This window comes from Pseudomonas sp. BW7P1, assembly GCF_024981055.1.
Classification (GTDB): Bacteria; Pseudomonadota; Gammaproteobacteria; order Pseudomonadales; family Pseudomonadaceae; genus Aquipseudomonas; species Aquipseudomonas bananamidigenes.
This window is the reverse complement of sequence record NZ_CP103374.1, coordinates 849,031-863,162: the sequence shown is the minus strand read 5'-3', so window position 1 is coordinate 863,162 and position 14,132 is coordinate 849,031. Positions and strand designations below refer to the sequence as shown.

General features: G+C 61.1%; 14 protein-coding genes. 7 read left to right on the top strand and 7 right to left on the bottom strand.

Going from position 1 to position 14,132, the window contains the following annotated elements; translation table 11 throughout:
• Nucleotides 1–72: 72 nt before the first annotated feature.
• Nucleotides 73–2,148: an AsmA family protein gene (locus NWV16_RS03780; protein WP_260522021.1), complete on the bottom strand. Its 2,076-nt coding sequence runs from the start codon at nucleotides 2,146–2,148 to the stop codon at nucleotides 73–75.
• 375 nt (nucleotides 2,149–2,523) lie between these two features.
• On the opposite strand from NWV16_RS03780, the gene NWV16_RS03775 reads away from it, so the two are divergent.
• From NWV16_RS03775 to NWV16_RS03745, 7 genes are all read left to right on the top strand, one after another.
• Nucleotides 2,524–2,988, top strand: coding sequence for a hypothetical protein (locus NWV16_RS03775; protein WP_065258810.1), 465 nt, complete (start codon nucleotides 2,524–2,526; stop codon nucleotides 2,986–2,988).
• Nucleotides 2,989–3,158: 170 nt separating this feature from the next.
• Nucleotides 3,159–3,791 (top strand): TetR family transcriptional regulator, encoded by a 633-nt coding sequence (locus tag NWV16_RS03770; RefSeq protein WP_065258809.1) that lies wholly within the window; start codon nucleotides 3,159–3,161, stop codon nucleotides 3,789–3,791.
• 203 nt (nucleotides 3,792–3,994) lie between these two features.
• Complete coding sequence (ureE, locus tag NWV16_RS03765) at nucleotides 3,995–4,495, top strand: urease accessory protein UreE (RefSeq protein ID WP_260522020.1); 501 nt, start codon at nucleotides 3,995–3,997, stop codon at nucleotides 4,493–4,495.
• Nucleotides 4,492–5,166, top strand: a complete 675-nt coding sequence (locus NWV16_RS03760) for an urease accessory protein UreF (RefSeq protein ID WP_260522019.1) — start codon at nucleotides 4,492–4,494, stop codon at nucleotides 5,164–5,166. The genes ureE and NWV16_RS03760 overlap by 4 nt, the downstream gene beginning before the upstream one ends.
• Before the next feature lie 23 nt (nucleotides 5,167–5,189).
• Complete coding sequence (gene ureG / locus NWV16_RS03755) at nucleotides 5,190–5,804, top strand: urease accessory protein UreG (RefSeq protein ID WP_007950645.1); 615 nt, start codon at nucleotides 5,190–5,192, stop codon at nucleotides 5,802–5,804.
• A gap of 27 nt (nucleotides 5,805–5,831) precedes the next feature.
• Nucleotides 5,832–6,404: a HupE/UreJ family protein gene (locus NWV16_RS03750; RefSeq protein ID WP_260522018.1), complete on the top strand. Its 573-nt coding sequence runs from the start codon at nucleotides 5,832–5,834 to the stop codon at nucleotides 6,402–6,404.
• Between the two features lie 100 nt (nucleotides 6,405–6,504).
• Nucleotides 6,505–7,638, top strand: a complete 1,134-nt coding sequence (locus tag NWV16_RS03745) for an AGE family epimerase/isomerase (protein ID WP_260522017.1) — start codon at nucleotides 6,505–6,507, stop codon at nucleotides 7,636–7,638.
• Nucleotides 7,639–7,677: 39 nt separating this feature from the next.
• Here NWV16_RS03745 and NWV16_RS03740 read toward each other — a convergent pair whose 3' ends face one another.
• The 6 genes from NWV16_RS03740 to NWV16_RS03715 all read right to left on the bottom strand — a co-directional run bounded on the left by NWV16_RS03740 (nucleotide 7,678) and on the right by NWV16_RS03715 (nucleotide 14,104).
• Nucleotides 7,678–8,583, bottom strand: coding sequence for a cation diffusion facilitator family transporter (locus NWV16_RS03740; protein WP_260522016.1), 906 nt, complete (start codon nucleotides 8,581–8,583; stop codon nucleotides 7,678–7,680).
• A 199-nt stretch (nucleotides 8,584–8,782) separates the two neighbouring features.
• The gene (locus NWV16_RS03735) at nucleotides 8,783–9,547 is read right to left on the bottom strand and encodes an SDR family oxidoreductase (protein WP_065258803.1); all 765 of its coding nucleotides are present in this window, start codon (nucleotides 9,545–9,547) and stop codon (nucleotides 8,783–8,785) included.
• A 755-nt stretch (nucleotides 9,548–10,302) separates the two neighbouring features.
• Nucleotides 10,303–11,019 carry an ABC transporter ATP-binding protein gene (locus NWV16_RS03730; RefSeq protein ID WP_260522015.1) on the bottom strand — a complete coding sequence of 239 codons (717 nt, stop codon included), beginning with the start codon at nucleotides 11,017–11,019 and terminating at the stop codon, nucleotides 10,303–10,305.
• The gene (locus tag NWV16_RS03725; RefSeq protein WP_065258801.1) at nucleotides 11,016–11,888 is read right to left on the bottom strand and encodes an ATP-binding cassette domain-containing protein; all 873 of its coding nucleotides are present in this window, start codon (nucleotides 11,886–11,888) and stop codon (nucleotides 11,016–11,018) included. The genes NWV16_RS03730 and NWV16_RS03725 overlap by 4 nt, the downstream gene beginning before the upstream one ends.
• Entirely contained in the window at nucleotides 11,885–13,186 is a 1,302-nt protein-coding gene (livM, locus tag NWV16_RS03720) for a high-affinity branched-chain amino acid ABC transporter permease LivM (RefSeq protein ID WP_065258800.1), read from the bottom strand. The genes NWV16_RS03725 and livM overlap by 4 nt, the downstream gene beginning before the upstream one ends.
• Before the next feature lie 3 nt (nucleotides 13,187–13,189).
• Nucleotides 13,190–14,104, bottom strand: coding sequence for an ABC transporter permease subunit (locus NWV16_RS03715; RefSeq protein WP_065258799.1), 915 nt, complete (start codon nucleotides 14,102–14,104; stop codon nucleotides 13,190–13,192).
• Nucleotides 14,105–14,132 lie beyond the last annotated feature (28 nt).

Below are 14,132 nucleotides of genomic sequence, written 5' to 3'. Positions count from 1 at the left end.
CTCCCACAGGGTTTTCACTGAACCTGTGGGAGCGGGCTTGCCCGCGATAGCTTTCTGATAAACGTTAAAGAATCATTGAGTGGGTTTGACGGTCACGGGCGCCTTGCCCGCCTTCATCTGTTCCAGCAACGGCGCGCACTGGTTCGGTTCACCACCGCTCGGCGCCACCAGCGCCAGCAATCCCGCCGCCGGGGCGGCTATCACGCCCAGCGCCACCATGCCGGCACCGCGCAGCATCAGCGGTACCGCTTTGACCCCGGCATCCGGCTTGATGAACTTGCCGCGCACGTACAACGGCGAACGCAGGGAGATCAGACGCCAGCCCTTGGACTCCGGCGTCACCGTCAGATCCAGTTGTTCGGTGGCCATGTTTGCCGTGCCGTCGATGTAGACGATGGCGTTCTCGGTATCGAACACGAACAGTCGCGTCGTCGCCAGACCGGTCTTGATATCGAAGTCCGCCGCCGCGCAGTTGATCTTCACTTCCTTGTCGCCAAAGACTTTGCCGACCACGTAGTTGCCGACATTGAGCCCCGCCAGTTCCATCAACTCACGGCTGATGGCGCCATCGTTGATCAGCATCTTCAGGTTGCCGTTGGCGCCCCCCAGCAACTTGGCCACCGAGTTGCCGCGCCCGCTGATGTCGGCATCGCCGTTGAGCTCGCCGAAACTGGTCTTCATCGGTTCGAAGGTCGGGAACAGTTGCTTGAGCTTGAACTTGCGTGCAGTCAGTTTCGCCCGGCCTTCCAGTGGCTCGGTGCGGCCGTTGAGGCGGATCTGCGCATCGAGATTGCCGCCGGCGACGCCGAAGCGCAGTGGCTCAAGGCTCAGCTCGCCGTCATTGAGTTTGAGGTGCGTATACAGGTCGGTGAACGGCAGTTTCTCGCTGTGGACGATGCGCTTGCCGGTGAACTCGACGTCGGCATCCATCGCCCGCCAGCGGTCAGTCTTGAACTCTTCCACCGGCAGCACCTTGTCCGCCGGTTGCTTGCTCTCGCCACCACGGGCCTTTTGCTTGTCATTGGAATCCGCGCCGATCAGCGGCGCGAGGTCGGCGAACAGCAGTTGATTGGACAGCAACGCCCCGCTGAGTCTGGGTCGTGGCTGACTGGCGACGTAGGCCAGGTCGCCGTGAATGTCGCTGCCGCCGATCTTGCCGTTGAACTGTTCGTAGCGAAACTGCGCGCCATCCGGCTCATGGAGTTTGGCGATCAGGTGACCGTCGGTGGAATACGGCGGCGTGTCCGGCAGGGTCACGCCGGTCAGTGGATAGAGATTGCCGAGGCTGGCGCCCGCCAGTTTCAGGCGCAGGTCGAGCGCGCCGAGGTTCAACGGATCGGTCAGCGTGCCGGCCAGCTCGATGCTGGTATCGCCAATTTTCGCCTGCGCCTGCAACGGGAACGGTTTTGCCGCATCCTGCAAGGCCAGCAGACCGCCGATCTTGCCCTGGCCGGCGAGCTTTTGCCCGTGGTACTGGCCGGTGACTTTCAGCGCGAACGCATAATCCTGCGGCGTACCACCCTTCTCCAATGCAGTTTTCGCCGCTTTGTCGCCGACGATATCGCTGAAGGGAATCGGCTTGCCCAGAGGATCGATCAACAGATCGAGACGGGTCTTGAGGGTCTGGTCATCCAGGGTGACATGGCCCTTGTCGAATCCGATGGCACCAATGTCCACCACCCAGTTCGAGGGTTCTGCATCCGGGTCCTTGGGATCGAATTTGAAGGTCCAGTTGGCGCGGCCATCGGCCATACGCTGCAATTGCGCGTTGGGCTCGGTCAGGTCGATGCGCGGGATCGTCACCCGCTGCGCCAGCAATGCCAGCGGCGAAATGCGCAGCTCGACCCGTTTGAGGGTGGCCATCTGCGGCTGCTTCGACCAGTCCGGATTGCCCAGCGTCAGGTCTTCGGCCACCACATGCGGCCACGGCACCCAGGCGCGCCAGCCGCCCTCGTCCGGCTCGCGCTGCCAGACCACGGCGAGGTTGCCGTTGATGGCGAACGGCCGATGCAATTCTTCCGAAACTTTGGCATTGAGCGGCGGTTTGATCCGGTTCCAGTCGAAGAACACGATGATCAGGACCAGCACCGCCAGCAACAGCAGGAAGGTGGCGAAGGTCCAGGCGAAAATCTTACGGCTGCGCGTCATGCACAAAGCTCCTGAAAACGACGGCGGATCGACACCGCTTGAACGACGGGCCTTGCCAGGCCCTCATGAAATCTACGACTGGCAAACAGCCCGCAGGTTTAATCGAAAGCCCCATCAAGGCCAAAAAACGCTCGCCATGCTGACCGATCGGTCGAGTCGACGTTACCGCCCCCGCACTTTTGCGAGGCAAAAGTGGGTGGAAAATACCCACTCCGGTGCAAAAGCGCTCGCCTGAAACGCCCGAGCTAGAGCCTCTCAAGCGAACAATCAATTCTGTTGATTATTACCATTGTGTTTATGAACTTTTATATCGACTTATCGAGAGTAGCATTGGCTTCGTACCCACTTTATCGCCCTCCCAAGGAGCAACCCATCATGAAACGCCAAATTCTGTTCAGTCTTGCCCTCTCGATGCTGGCCAGCACCGCTTTCGCTCTGCCAGCCGCCGACCAGGCTACTCCACAAGTGAAATCCAGCCACTCGGTGTTCAGCCAGACCGTTGCTGCTGACGGCTCGGACCGCACGCCACAAGGCCAGACCCTGGCTGAAAACGGTCGTAACCGCCTGGAAGAAAAAGGTCTGGTTCAAGATGGCTATGACAAGACCCCACAAGGTCAAACGTTAGCCGAAGGCGGCCGTGATCGCCTGGAAGAGAAAGGTCTGGTTCAGGACGGCTACGACAAGACTCCACAAGGTCAAACCCTGGCTTCCGATGGCTACGACAAGACGCCTCAAGGTCAGACCCTCGCAGCTGACGGCTACGACAAAACCCCACAAGGTCAAACCCTGGCCGAAGGTGGCGGTGACCGCGTGATCGAACGCAACAGCGCCCTGAGCTAAGCCCGTGGCGGCCTGGAAAAAAAGCCCAATCCCCGGATTGGGCTTTTGACTTTTCAGGAGCCGGTATGAAGAAGTCGCAAAACCTCGCTGTATCCCCGCTGCCGTTCGACGCCGACAAAGCCGATTTGCTAGAGTGCGGCGCTTGTCTTGCCTAAGAACACACCCTTGCGATGCTGCCCCGCGCCGAACAGAAACAACAGACCCGCAACGCCCTGATGGACGCTGCCCGCCACCTGATGGAAAGCGGCCGAGGATTCGGCAGCCTGAGCCTGCGTGAAGTGACGAAAACCGCCGGCATCGTGCCCACCGGTTTCTACCGGCATTTCGCCGATATGGATGAACTGGGCCTGGTCCTGGTCAGCGAAGTCGGCCAGACCTTCCGCGAAACCATTCGTCTGGTCCGCCATAACGAATTCGTCATGGGCGGAATCATCGATGCCTCGGTGCGGATCTTCCTCGACGTGGTCAGCGCCAACCGTTCGCAATTCCTGTTTCTGGCTCGTGAGCAGTACGGCGGATCGTTGCCGGTACGTCAGGCCATTGGCCGCTTGCGTGAGGACATCAGCTCCGACCTCGCGGCGGACCTGGCCTTGATGCCCAAGCTGCAACACCTCAATCGCGAAGGTTTGAGCGTGATGGCCGACCTGATCGTCAAATCGGTGTTCGCCACCCTGCCGGACATCATCGACCCGCCATCCGAAGCCCTGCCCGAGCATTTGACGCCGCAGGCGAAGATGACCCAGCAACTGCGCTTCATCTTTATCGGGCTCAAGCATTGGCAAGGACTCGGGAGTACCGAGTGAGTCAGCAAAAGATCGCAGCCAAGGCTGCGATTTTTTTTGTGCCGCAAAAGGGTGCATGTAAAAAACTTCACGCACCAAAACACCTCACAATCCTGCAACATCTTGAAACATCCGCTACGCTCCGACAGGGTTTTCCTACAAATCGTCCGGTTGGCAAGCCCCTTGCTCTAGCCTGAGCATTGTCAATGGCAGGAAGCTTTCCGATGCTGGTGATTCACCGCCGAATCGACCCTCAACCCCTCTGGGCCGCCGAATTGCACCTGACCTTCGAGGCCAGGAGCAAAAGCCGCCTGCGCTGTTTCAGTGCCGAAGGCGAAGACGTCGGGCTGTTTCTGGAGCGTGGTCAACCGCCGCTGTATGACGGCGAATGCCTGCAAGCCGAAGATGGCCGGATCGTCCGGGTCTGTGCCCGCTCCGAACAACTGCTGCACGTCACCTGCGCCAACACCTTCGAACTGACCCGCGCGGCCTATCACCTGGGCAATCGCCACGTCGCGCTGCAAGTCGGTGACGGCTGGTTGCGTCTGCTTGACGATTACGTGCTCAAGGCGATGCTGGAACAGCTGGGCGCGCAGGTTGAATCCATCGAAGCGCCGTTCCAGCCGGAACACGGCGCCTATGGCGGTGGCCATCACCATTCGCGTCACGGCGACGAAGACTTCAACTACGCGCCGAAACTCCACCAGTTCGGCGTCCGTTTGTGAACCCGGCCTGGGCGCTGCTGCGCCTGGCCAGTCCGCAATTGCCGATTGGCGGCTACAGCTATTCCCAGGGTCTGGAGATGGCGGTGGACAACGGCCGGGTGAACAACCCGGACAGCGCCCGGCGCTGGATCAGCGATCAATTGCTGCTCAACCTCGGGCGATTCGAAGCGCCCATGCTGCTCGCCCATTGCCAGGCCGCAGCGGAAGAAAACTGGGATGAGCTGCTGCGTATCTGCGAGCGACATCGCGCCAGCCGCGAAACCCGCGAACTGCATCTGGAGAGCCGGCAGATGGGTTATTCGTTGCAGCAATTGCTCAATGGCTTGCCCGAACTTGATCAGGCCGCGCGGGACTTTCTCGAAGACTGCGACGAACCTCATCTGGCCCTGTGCTGGGCACTGGCCGCCCGCGCCTGGCAGATCAGCCCGCAGGACGCCCTCGCCGCGTGGCTGTGGAGCTGGCTGGAAAACCAGCTCGCCGTACTGATGAAAACCCTGCCGCTGGGCCAGCAAGCCGCCCAGCGCCTGACCAGCGAACTGCTGCCGCTGCTGCAACAGGCGCAGCAGGATGCCACCCGAATCAATCCCGAACACCTCGGCAGCGCCGCGTTCGGTCTGTCCCTGGCGTGCATGGCCCATGAGCGCCAGTACAGCCGTCTGTTCCGTTCCTAGGGCCTTTCAGTCTGGAGAATAACATGAACACACAACCCTTGCGCGTCGGCATCGGCGGCCCGGTCGGTTCCGGGAAAACCGCGTTGACCCTGGCCCTGTGTCTGGCGCTGCGCGAGCGCTACAACCTGGCCGTTGTGACCAACGACATCTACACCCGCGAAGACGCCGACTTTCTGGTGCGCAATGAAGCGCTGGCACCTGAGCGCATCATCGGCGTGGAAACCGGCGGCTGCCCGCACACCGCGATTCGCGAAGACGCTTCGATCAATCTCGAAGCCGTGGATCAACTGAACCGGCGTTTCCCGGGGCTGGATCTGATTCTGGTGGAGTCAGGTGGCGACAACCTCTCTGCGACCTTCAGCCCGGAACTGTCCGACCTGACCATCTACGTGATCGACGTGTCGGCCGGCGACAAGCTGCCGCGCAAGGGCGGGCCCGGGATCTGCAAATCCGACCTGCTGGTGATCAACAAGATCGACCTCGCGCCGCTGGTCGGCGCCTCGCTGGAGATGATGAACAGCGACACCCAGCGCATGCGCAACGGCAAGCCGTTCGTGTTCAGCAACCAGAAAACCGGGCAGGGCCTGGAAGACATCATCGCCTTCATCGAACGTCAGGGCCTGCTGACGGCAGCCTGAATCACTGATCAACAAGGAAGCTTATCCATGACACTCAAACGCATTCTCGGCGCCGTCGCACTGCTGCTGACACCGGCCCTGGCCTTCGCCCATCCAGGCCACGGCGATTCTGGTCTGGTGGCCGGCATCAGCCACCCGATCGGCGGCCTCGACCATTTACTGGCGATGGTGGCCGTCGGTCTGTGGGCCGCGCAGCAGCAAGGCGCGGCGCGCTGGGCGCTGCCATGCACCTTTGTCGGCACCATGCTGATCGGCGGCATGCTCGGGTTTGAAGGGCTGGAATTGCCGGCGCTGGAAGGCGGGATTGCCGCTTCAGTGTTGGCGCTGGGCCTGGCGGTGGCGCTGGCGGTGCGTCCGCCACTGGCGATGGCAGTGGCCGCAACGGCGCTGTTTGCGCTGTTCCATGGCGTGGCCCATGGCCTGGAGTTGCCGGACATGTCGAGCCCGTGGGCGTATGCCGCCGGTTTCGTGGTCGCGACAGCTGCCCTGCATGCGGCCGGTTATGCCGTCGTGCGCTTTCTGCCTCAGGCTGCCGCGCCGCTGGTTCGACTGGCGGGAGCGGCTTCGGCGGTGACTGGTGCGTGGTTGCTGACCGGCTGAATGGCACCTCTGATCGTTCCCGCGCATGGCGCGGGAACGTTCGGTCGCCACTCTCTGCTACCATGTCGCGCAATCGCCCCAGCCGTGACGACGTCCGCCCATGCCCCACGCTTCCCGCTCCACCTCCCTGCCTGAATTGACCACCCTGTTCGGTGAAGTGCAACAGCACTTTCTGAACGTGATCGTGCCCCTCTGGCAAGGACCGGGCTGGAACGCCGACATGGCGCTGCCCTACGAGGCGCTGGACGCCGCGCATCAGCCGCTGCCGCCGCAGCGCTATCGGGCCATGGCCTGCGCACGGCAGCTGTATCTGTTTTCCAGCCTGATCGGGGTTGTGGATAACGCCGAGGTCCGGGCGGCCGCGCTGTTTCGCTCCCTGCAACGGCACTTCCACGACGCCGAACACGGCGGCTGGTTCTACAGCATCGATCCCCAGGGCAAGCCGCTGGATCAGCGCAAGGACCTCTACACCCACGCGTTCATCCTGTTCGCCTGCGCTCACTACTGGGAAAAGTCTCGCGAGCCGTTGGTCGAATCGACTCTCAATGCAGCGCTGGAAGTCATCGGCCGACGTTTCGCCACCGGCGACGGTCTCTACGAAGCCTGCCTCGACCGCGACTGGAACACGCTGGAAACCGGCCCGTTGCAGAACCCGCTGATGCACCTGGCCGAAGCATTTCTGGCCACGCTGGCCGTGCGCGAAGATGCGCCGGTCAAGCAGGCGCTGAGCGAGTTATGCACAGCCATGCACAAGCACTTCGTCGATCCGCAGGCCGGTGTGCTCATGGAAAAACCGCTGGGGGCCGTGGATAACTGGTACGAGCCGGGTCATCAATTCGAGTGGTACTTCCTGCTGGCCTCCTCGCCGCTGCTGCGCGGTTCGAAACTGCATGCCGCGCTGGACCGGGCGTTTGCCTTCACCGAGCAGTACGGCGTGGTGCGGCCGTCCGGTGCCGTTCGCGCAATGCTCGACCTGAATCTGGACGGGCGACCGAAAGATTCGACCCAGCGCATCTGGGCCCAGGCCGAATACCTGCGCGCCCTGACGTTGCGTCCGGGCAGCGAAGCCGCCGTGCTGCGCCAATTGCAGGCGTTGCAGCAGCGCTTCCTGCATGCCGGGGGCTGGCATGAATGCCGTGATGAACAGGGCGAGGTCAGCCGCAAGGACATGCCGTCGACCACGCCGTATCACCTGGCGACCTGCTATCGCGGCCTTGCCGACTATCTGAGCTGACAACAGTGGCGAGGGAGCAAACCCCCTCGCCACATGACATCAGGCAATCCACTTCCTGTCGCCGGTGAAGCTGATGGTCAGCCAGCGCGCCGCATCCGGTTTGCCCAGCTTCGCGGAAATCGCCTCGCGCAGCCCATCCAGCTGACCGACGCTCTGCAGCCGGTAATCCGCCGGCAATACCACATGAATCTCGATGAATCGCGCCCGCCCGTGCTTCTGCACGTAGGACACGTAATCGTCGAAGCCATGCTCGACCTTCGCCGCCTCCATCACTTCGCGCACCTGCTCATCCAGCGTGTCCGGCGCAATGCCGAGCACGTCACGCAGCGCCGGGCCGAGGATCTTGAAGGCCGGCGGCAGCATGGTCAGGGCCAGTACGATGAGAATCAGCGGGTCGACGAACTTCGCCCACTCGCCATAGCCCCGGGACTTGAGCAGCAACGCCGCCAGGAAACTGATCAACAGGCCCACCGACAGCATCGCGTCCACCAGCCAGCTGATGTTGTCGAACTGGATCAGGCTCGACTTGAGCTGGCGATTGCGGTGGCGCACGTAGAAGAAGTAGGCGAACTCGACAACGGTAAACACCGCGGCGTAGATGATCACCAGCCCCAGCTCGATCTCACGACCGCCGTTGATGATGCCGAACACACCGTTGAGAAACGCGTAGATGGCGATCAGCAACAGGAAGCTGCCTTCGATCAGCAGCACCATCGGCTCCAGGTGCCAGAAACCGAACTGGAAGCGCTGGTTGCTTTGCTTGGCGATCAGCTTCGCGGTGATCAGCATCAGGACTTTGATGAACGTGGCAATCAGCGAAAAAAAGCCATCGAACAGGATGGACTGGGAACCTGAAACAAAACCGGTGACGATCCCGGCGATCGACACGGCCAGCATCAGAAGGGTCGATTGTTTGAGCAGCGACTGCTCACCTCGGTTACTCACTTTGACTCCTCGAAACACCTTGAAAACCGCTGGGTGCGGTGGGGTTGTTGCGAGAGGAGTTTACCTCATAGCCTTCTACTGCCCGTCCCGGCCTCTTCGCGGGCAAGCCCGCTCCCACAGGTTTCAAGGCGAACCCAAGGCTTGGGACACCGATAACCCTGTGGGAGCTGGCTTGCCAGCGATTAGCCGTTACGCGGTGTCAGACCTTGTTACGCTCGATGGCAAAACCCGCCCAGGTCTGGCTCACCGGCATCAGTTCCAGGCTGTTGATGTTGATGTGCGCCGGGGTGTTGAGCACCCAGAAAATCGTCTCGGCGATGTCCTGCGGCTGGATCGGCTCGGCGCCGGCGTAGGTCGCGTCATAACGCGCCTGGTCACCGCCGAAGCGCACCAGCGAGAACTCGCTCTCGCACAGTCCAGGCTCGATGTTGCTGACGCGAACGCCGGTGCCCTGCAAGTCGCAACGCAGGTTCAGCGAGAACTGTTTGACGAACGCCTTGGTCGCGCCATAAACGTGGCTGCCCGGGTACGGGTAGTTGCCGGCGATCGAACCGAGGTTGACGATGCCGGCGCCGCGACCATGGGCGATCAGACGCGGCAGCAACAGGCGAGTGCTGTACATCAGGCCTTTGACGTTGGTGTCGACCATGGTGTCCCAATCGTCGAGGTCGCACTTCGGTGCCGGGTCCACACCCAGCGCGAGACCTGCGTTGTTGATCAGGCCGCGCAGTTTGGCGAACGACGGCGGCAGGTTGGCAATCGCCTCCTCCATTGCCTTGCGATCACGTACGTCCAGTACCAGACCGTGCACTTCGGTCTGCTTCGACAGCTCGGCGCACAGCGCGTTGAGGCGTTCTTCACGACGACCGGTCAGCACCAGTTTCCAGCCGGCCTCGGCAAAACGACGGGCACAGGCTTCACCAAAACCGGACGTTGCGCCGGTGATAAACAGGGTGTTGGACATCGTGTTCTCCTTGCTTCGGCTACCCGGGGCAGCCATTGGAATAGAAAATCAGCAGGCAGCATGCCCGGCCCGGCATTCACGAGCAACCGTCGACCGGCATACATTTCTGCTCAGAATTTGATCAACCTTCTCAACGCCTTGTCTGACGTGGCCTGTAGCCACATGCCCGCATGTTATCCACATGCCCTTCCACAGTTTCCGGGGGCAAGTGGAAAAGCGCAAAGCCGCGCCACACAAGGCTTTGCGCGACAAAGGCAAAGTATTTCGCTTGACCCGGATCCGCCGATTGTGCCGGGCAAGGCATTCTGCACGACCGACCGGTCACCACCATGATTGCCCGGGGCCAGCAATTACGGCCCTCTGCGCAGTCTTTCCAGAGTTTGATCACAGACTTATCCACAGGCTTGCACACAGGCGACCCCGTGTTCTTCCGCGACCATAAAAGGGTTGACAAAACGGCGGGCGGCAACCGGCAAATGGCCTGTTCAAAAAACGACCTATCGCCTGAACAGCACGTCTTTAAAGGCTTTCAGCCAGCTACTCCCACGTTATTCACAGCCGGCTCCACAGCAACCGGGGACAAGTCAAAACGGTGGAAAAACAGCTATTTGCAGCGTCTATATGTCGCGCTTTGGCAGGTTCCGGATTTTGTTTTCCACAATTTCGGGAATGGTCTGGATCGTGATGGATTCTGGATACAAAAAAGCCCCGGGACGGGTGTCCCGGGGCTTTGTTTTCTGTGGAGAACCTTTGACTCAGTGCCCGCCAAGATAGGCGTTACGCACCTCCTCGTTCACCAGCAGTTCCTGACCGGTGCCACTGAGGCGAATCTCGCCGTTGACCATCACATACGCCCGGTCGGACAGTTTCAACGCATGGTTGGCGTTCTGCTCGACGAGGAAAATGGTCATGCCGGTTTTCGCCAGTTCCCGCAGGGTGGTGAAGATCTGTTTCACCACGATCGGCGCCAGCCCCAGGCTCGGTTCATCCAGCAGCAGCAACTTCGGTCGGCTCATCAGCGCCCGGGCGATGGCGAGCATCTGCTGCTCACCGCCGGACATGGTCATTGCACGCTGATTGCGACGCTCTTCGAGCCGCGGAAACAGCTCGAACATGCGCTGCATGTCTTCCTTGGCGTACTTGTCGCCGATCGGGATGGTGCCCATCAGCAGGTTTTCCTCGACGGTCATGTCGGGGAACACCCGCCGCCCTTCCGGCGACTGCGCGATGCCGTTGGAGGCGATGTAGTGCGATGACTTGTGGGTGATGTCCACGCCCTGATAAAGGATCTGCCCGCCCGCCGCCCGGGGCTGGCCGAAGATCGACATCAGCAGGGTCGACTTGCCGGCGCCGTTGGAGCCGATCAGGCTGACGGTTTCCCCTTCGTTGATCTGCAGCGAGACGCCTTTGAGGGCCTGGATCGGGCCGTAGAACACGTCCAGTTCCTTGAGTTCGAGGATCGGTTGCGTCATACGACTTCCTCTTCATCGGCGCCCAGATAAGCCGCAATCACTTTCGGATCGTGGCGGATATCGTCCGGACCGCCCTCGGCGATGACAATGCCGTGGTCCAATACCACGATGTGATCGGAAATGCTCATGACCATGCCCATGTCGTGTTCGATCAGCACCACGGTCAGATCGTGCTCGTCGCGCAGCAGCCGGATCATCGCGCTCAGCGCTTCGGTTTCCTGAGGGTTGAGGCCGGCGGCCGGTTCGTCGAGGCAGATGATCTGCGGCCGCGTGCACATGGCCCGGGCGATCTCCAGACGACGTTGCTGGCCGTAGGACAGCTCACCGGCCAGACGGTTGGCGCAGTCCACCAGATCCACCACTTCCAGCCAGTAGAACGCGCAGTCCAGCGCATCGCTTTCGGCCTTGCGATAGCCCTTGGTGTTGAGGATGCCGGCCAGCATGTTGCGGTTGACCCACATGTGCTGGGCCACCAGCAGGTTTTCCAGCACCGACATTTCCTTGAACAGGCGAATGTTCTGGAAGGTCCGGGCCAGGCCCGCACGGTTCACCAGGTGAGTGCCGCCAAACATCTTGTAGTACAGGCGACTGGCGAAGTTCTTCGGCGAGACGAAATCGGTCGGCTTGAACGACTCGCCCAGCAGCTTGATGACGTTGGTCTGCTGACCGCGCACGTTGAGTTCGATCTTGCCGCCGGATGCCTTGTAGAAGCCGGTCAGGCAGTTGAACACCGTGGTCTTGCCGGCGCCGTTGGGGCCGATCAGGGCGAAGATCGAGTTGCGTTTGACCTTCAGGCTGACGTCGCTCAAGGCCTTGATGCCACCGAAGTGCATCATCAGTTTTTCAACAGAGAGTACGACTTCACTCATGGCGCAGCCCTCTCATAGTGAATGGCACCTTTGCGTGGAGTGACCCCGGTACGGCTGATGCGGATCAGTCCGCGAGGTCGCCAGATCATCATCAACACCATCAGGATGCCGAACAGCAGCACGCGATATTCGGCAAAGCTGCGCAACAGTTCCGGGGCAACCGTCAGCACGAACGCGGCGATCACCACGCCGATGGTCGAGCCCATGCCGCCGAGCACGACGATGGCGAGGATCAGCGCCGATTCGAAGAAGGTGAACGAGGTCGGGTTGACGAAACCTTGATAGGTGGCGAAAAACACACCCGCCAGACCTGCCGTGGAGGCGCCGATGGTGAACGCCGAGAGTTTGACCAGCACGTGGTTCAGCCCCATCGAACGACAGGCGATCTCGTCTTCACGCAGGGCTTCCCAGGCACGGCCGACCGGCATTTTCACCAGACGATGCTTGATGTACAGCACGGCCAGTACCACCAGGAACAACACCGTATAAATGAAGTAGTACTTCACGTCCGGGTTGTAGGCGATGCCGAAGAACTCGTGGAACGGTACCCCGCCATCCTTCGCCCGCTTGCCGAATTCCAGACCGAAGAAGGTCGGCAGTGGCGCCGGCATGCCGTTCGGGCCGCCGGTCAGGGACAACCAGTTGTTGAGCACCAGACGAATGATTTCACCGAAGCCCAGGGTCACGATCGCCAGGTAGTCGCCGTGCAGGCGCAGCACCGGAAAACCGAGGATGCAACCGGCCAGGCCAGCGGTGATGGCCGCCAGTGGCAGCACCGTCCAGAAGCCCAGACCGAGGTACTGATAACCGAGCGCCAGACCGTAGGCGCCAATGGCGTAGAACGCCACGTAACCCAGGTCGAGCAGACCGGCCAGACCGACCACGATGTTCAGCCCCAGGCCCAGCAGCACGTAGATCAACCCGAGGATGACCACGCCCAGCAGGTAGGAATTGGAGAAGAACGGCAGCGCCACGGCGATGGCGATCATCACCGGGATGATCCAGCGCAGGCGCGATTTGTAGTCCGGTGGCAGCACGTGCACGCCGGAGCCGGTGCTCTCGAATCCTTCGAGAATTTTCAGGCCCCTGGGCGTCTGCAGGAACAGGCTCAGGAAAAACCGCCCCGCCATGACGATGGCGATGATCCACGCCACGCGGGTGGGTTCGAGGTTGAAGCTGTAGCCGTCGAGTACCACGCCGACGATCGGCCCGAACACGATCAGGGCGATCAGACCGGCGAGAATCGCCTCAACCAGGCTTTTTTTGACATCAATGGATTTTGCAGTGGTTGAAGACATCGCTTACACCTTCGACACAAGAGGACGGCCCAGCAGGCCCTGAGGCCGGAAGACCAGAACAAGTACGAGCAGCGAGAAGCTGAACACGTCTTTGTAGTCGGAGTTGACCAGACCGGAGAACAGCGACTCGGAGATCCCGAGGATGATCCCGCCGAGCATGGCGCCGGGCAGCGAGCCGATCCCGCCGAGCACCGCAGCGGTAAACGCCTTGATGCCGATGACGAAGCCTGCGTAGAAGTCGAACGTGCCGTAGTTCATGGTGATCAACACGCCGGCCAGGGCCGCCATCGCCGCACCGATGATGAACACGTAGGAAATCACCCGGTCGGTGTTGATCCCCAGAATCGAGGCCATCTTGCGGTCTTGCTGGGTGGCGCGGCACATGCGGCCGAGCTTGGTGTACTTGATCACATAGGTCAGCAACCCCATGCCGATGAACGCGGCCACGAGAATGAAGACTTTGGTGTAGGTCAGCTGGACGAAGCCCGAGCCGACGTCGATGCGCCAGGCGCCGGTGAGCAGCGTCGGAACACCTTGCTGGCGGGCGCCCTGACTGATCTGGGCATAGTTTTGCAGGATCAGGGAGATACCGATGGCGCTGATCAGCGGCGCCAGTCGGGTGGAGTTGCGCAGTGGTTTGTAGGCGATGCGTTCGATGACCCAGCCATACACCCCCGTGACGACGATGGTGAAGACCAGGGTGCCGAGCATCAGCAGCGGGAAGGATTCGATACCGAAGTAAGCCAGCAGAGCCAGACTGATTGCCGCGAGGTAAGCGGAAATCATGTAAACCTCGCCGTGGGCGAAGTTGATCATGCCGATGATGCCGTAGACCATTGTGTAGCCGATGGCGATCAGGCCATAGACCGACCCGAGGGTCAGGCCGTTGACCAGTTGCTGCAGGAAAATACCATCCATAACGCAATCTCACGCAGTGAGAACCTGC

Excerpts from the sequence above, each read along its gene's own strand:
- ureE (WP_260522020.1), top strand. The coding sequence starts at position 3,995 with ATGCTGGTGATTCACCGCCGAATCGACCCTCAACCCCTCTGGGCCGCC.
- NWV16_RS03715 (WP_065258799.1), bottom strand. The coding sequence starts at position 14,104 with ATGGATGGTATTTTCCTGCAGCAACTGGTCAACGGCCTGACCCTCGGG.
- NWV16_RS03735 (WP_065258803.1), bottom strand. The coding sequence starts at position 9,547 with ATGTCCAACACCCTGTTTATCACCGGCGCAACGTCCGGTTTTGGTGAA.
- NWV16_RS03780 (WP_260522021.1), bottom strand. The coding sequence starts at position 2,148 with ATGACGCGCAGCCGTAAGATTTTCGCCTGGACCTTCGCCACCTTCCTG.
- NWV16_RS03750 (WP_260522018.1), top strand. The coding sequence starts at position 5,832 with ATGACACTCAAACGCATTCTCGGCGCCGTCGCACTGCTGCTGACACCG.
- livM (WP_065258800.1), bottom strand. The coding sequence starts at position 13,186 with ATGTCTTCAACCACTGCAAAATCCATTGATGTCAAAAAAAGCCTGGTT.
- NWV16_RS03770 (WP_065258809.1), top strand. The coding sequence starts at position 3,159 with ATGCTGCCCCGCGCCGAACAGAAACAACAGACCCGCAACGCCCTGATG.
- NWV16_RS03725 (WP_065258801.1), bottom strand. The coding sequence starts at position 11,888 with ATGAGTGAAGTCGTACTCTCTGTTGAAAAACTGATGATGCACTTCGGT.
- NWV16_RS03730 (WP_260522015.1), bottom strand. The coding sequence starts at position 11,019 with ATGACGCAACCGATCCTCGAACTCAAGGAACTGGACGTGTTCTACGGC.
- NWV16_RS03745 (WP_260522017.1), top strand. The coding sequence starts at position 6,505 with ATGCCCCACGCTTCCCGCTCCACCTCCCTGCCTGAATTGACCACCCTG.
- ureG (WP_007950645.1), top strand. The coding sequence starts at position 5,190 with ATGAACACACAACCCTTGCGCGTCGGCATCGGCGGCCCGGTCGGTTCC.
- NWV16_RS03775 (WP_065258810.1), top strand. The coding sequence starts at position 2,524 with ATGAAACGCCAAATTCTGTTCAGTCTTGCCCTCTCGATGCTGGCCAGC.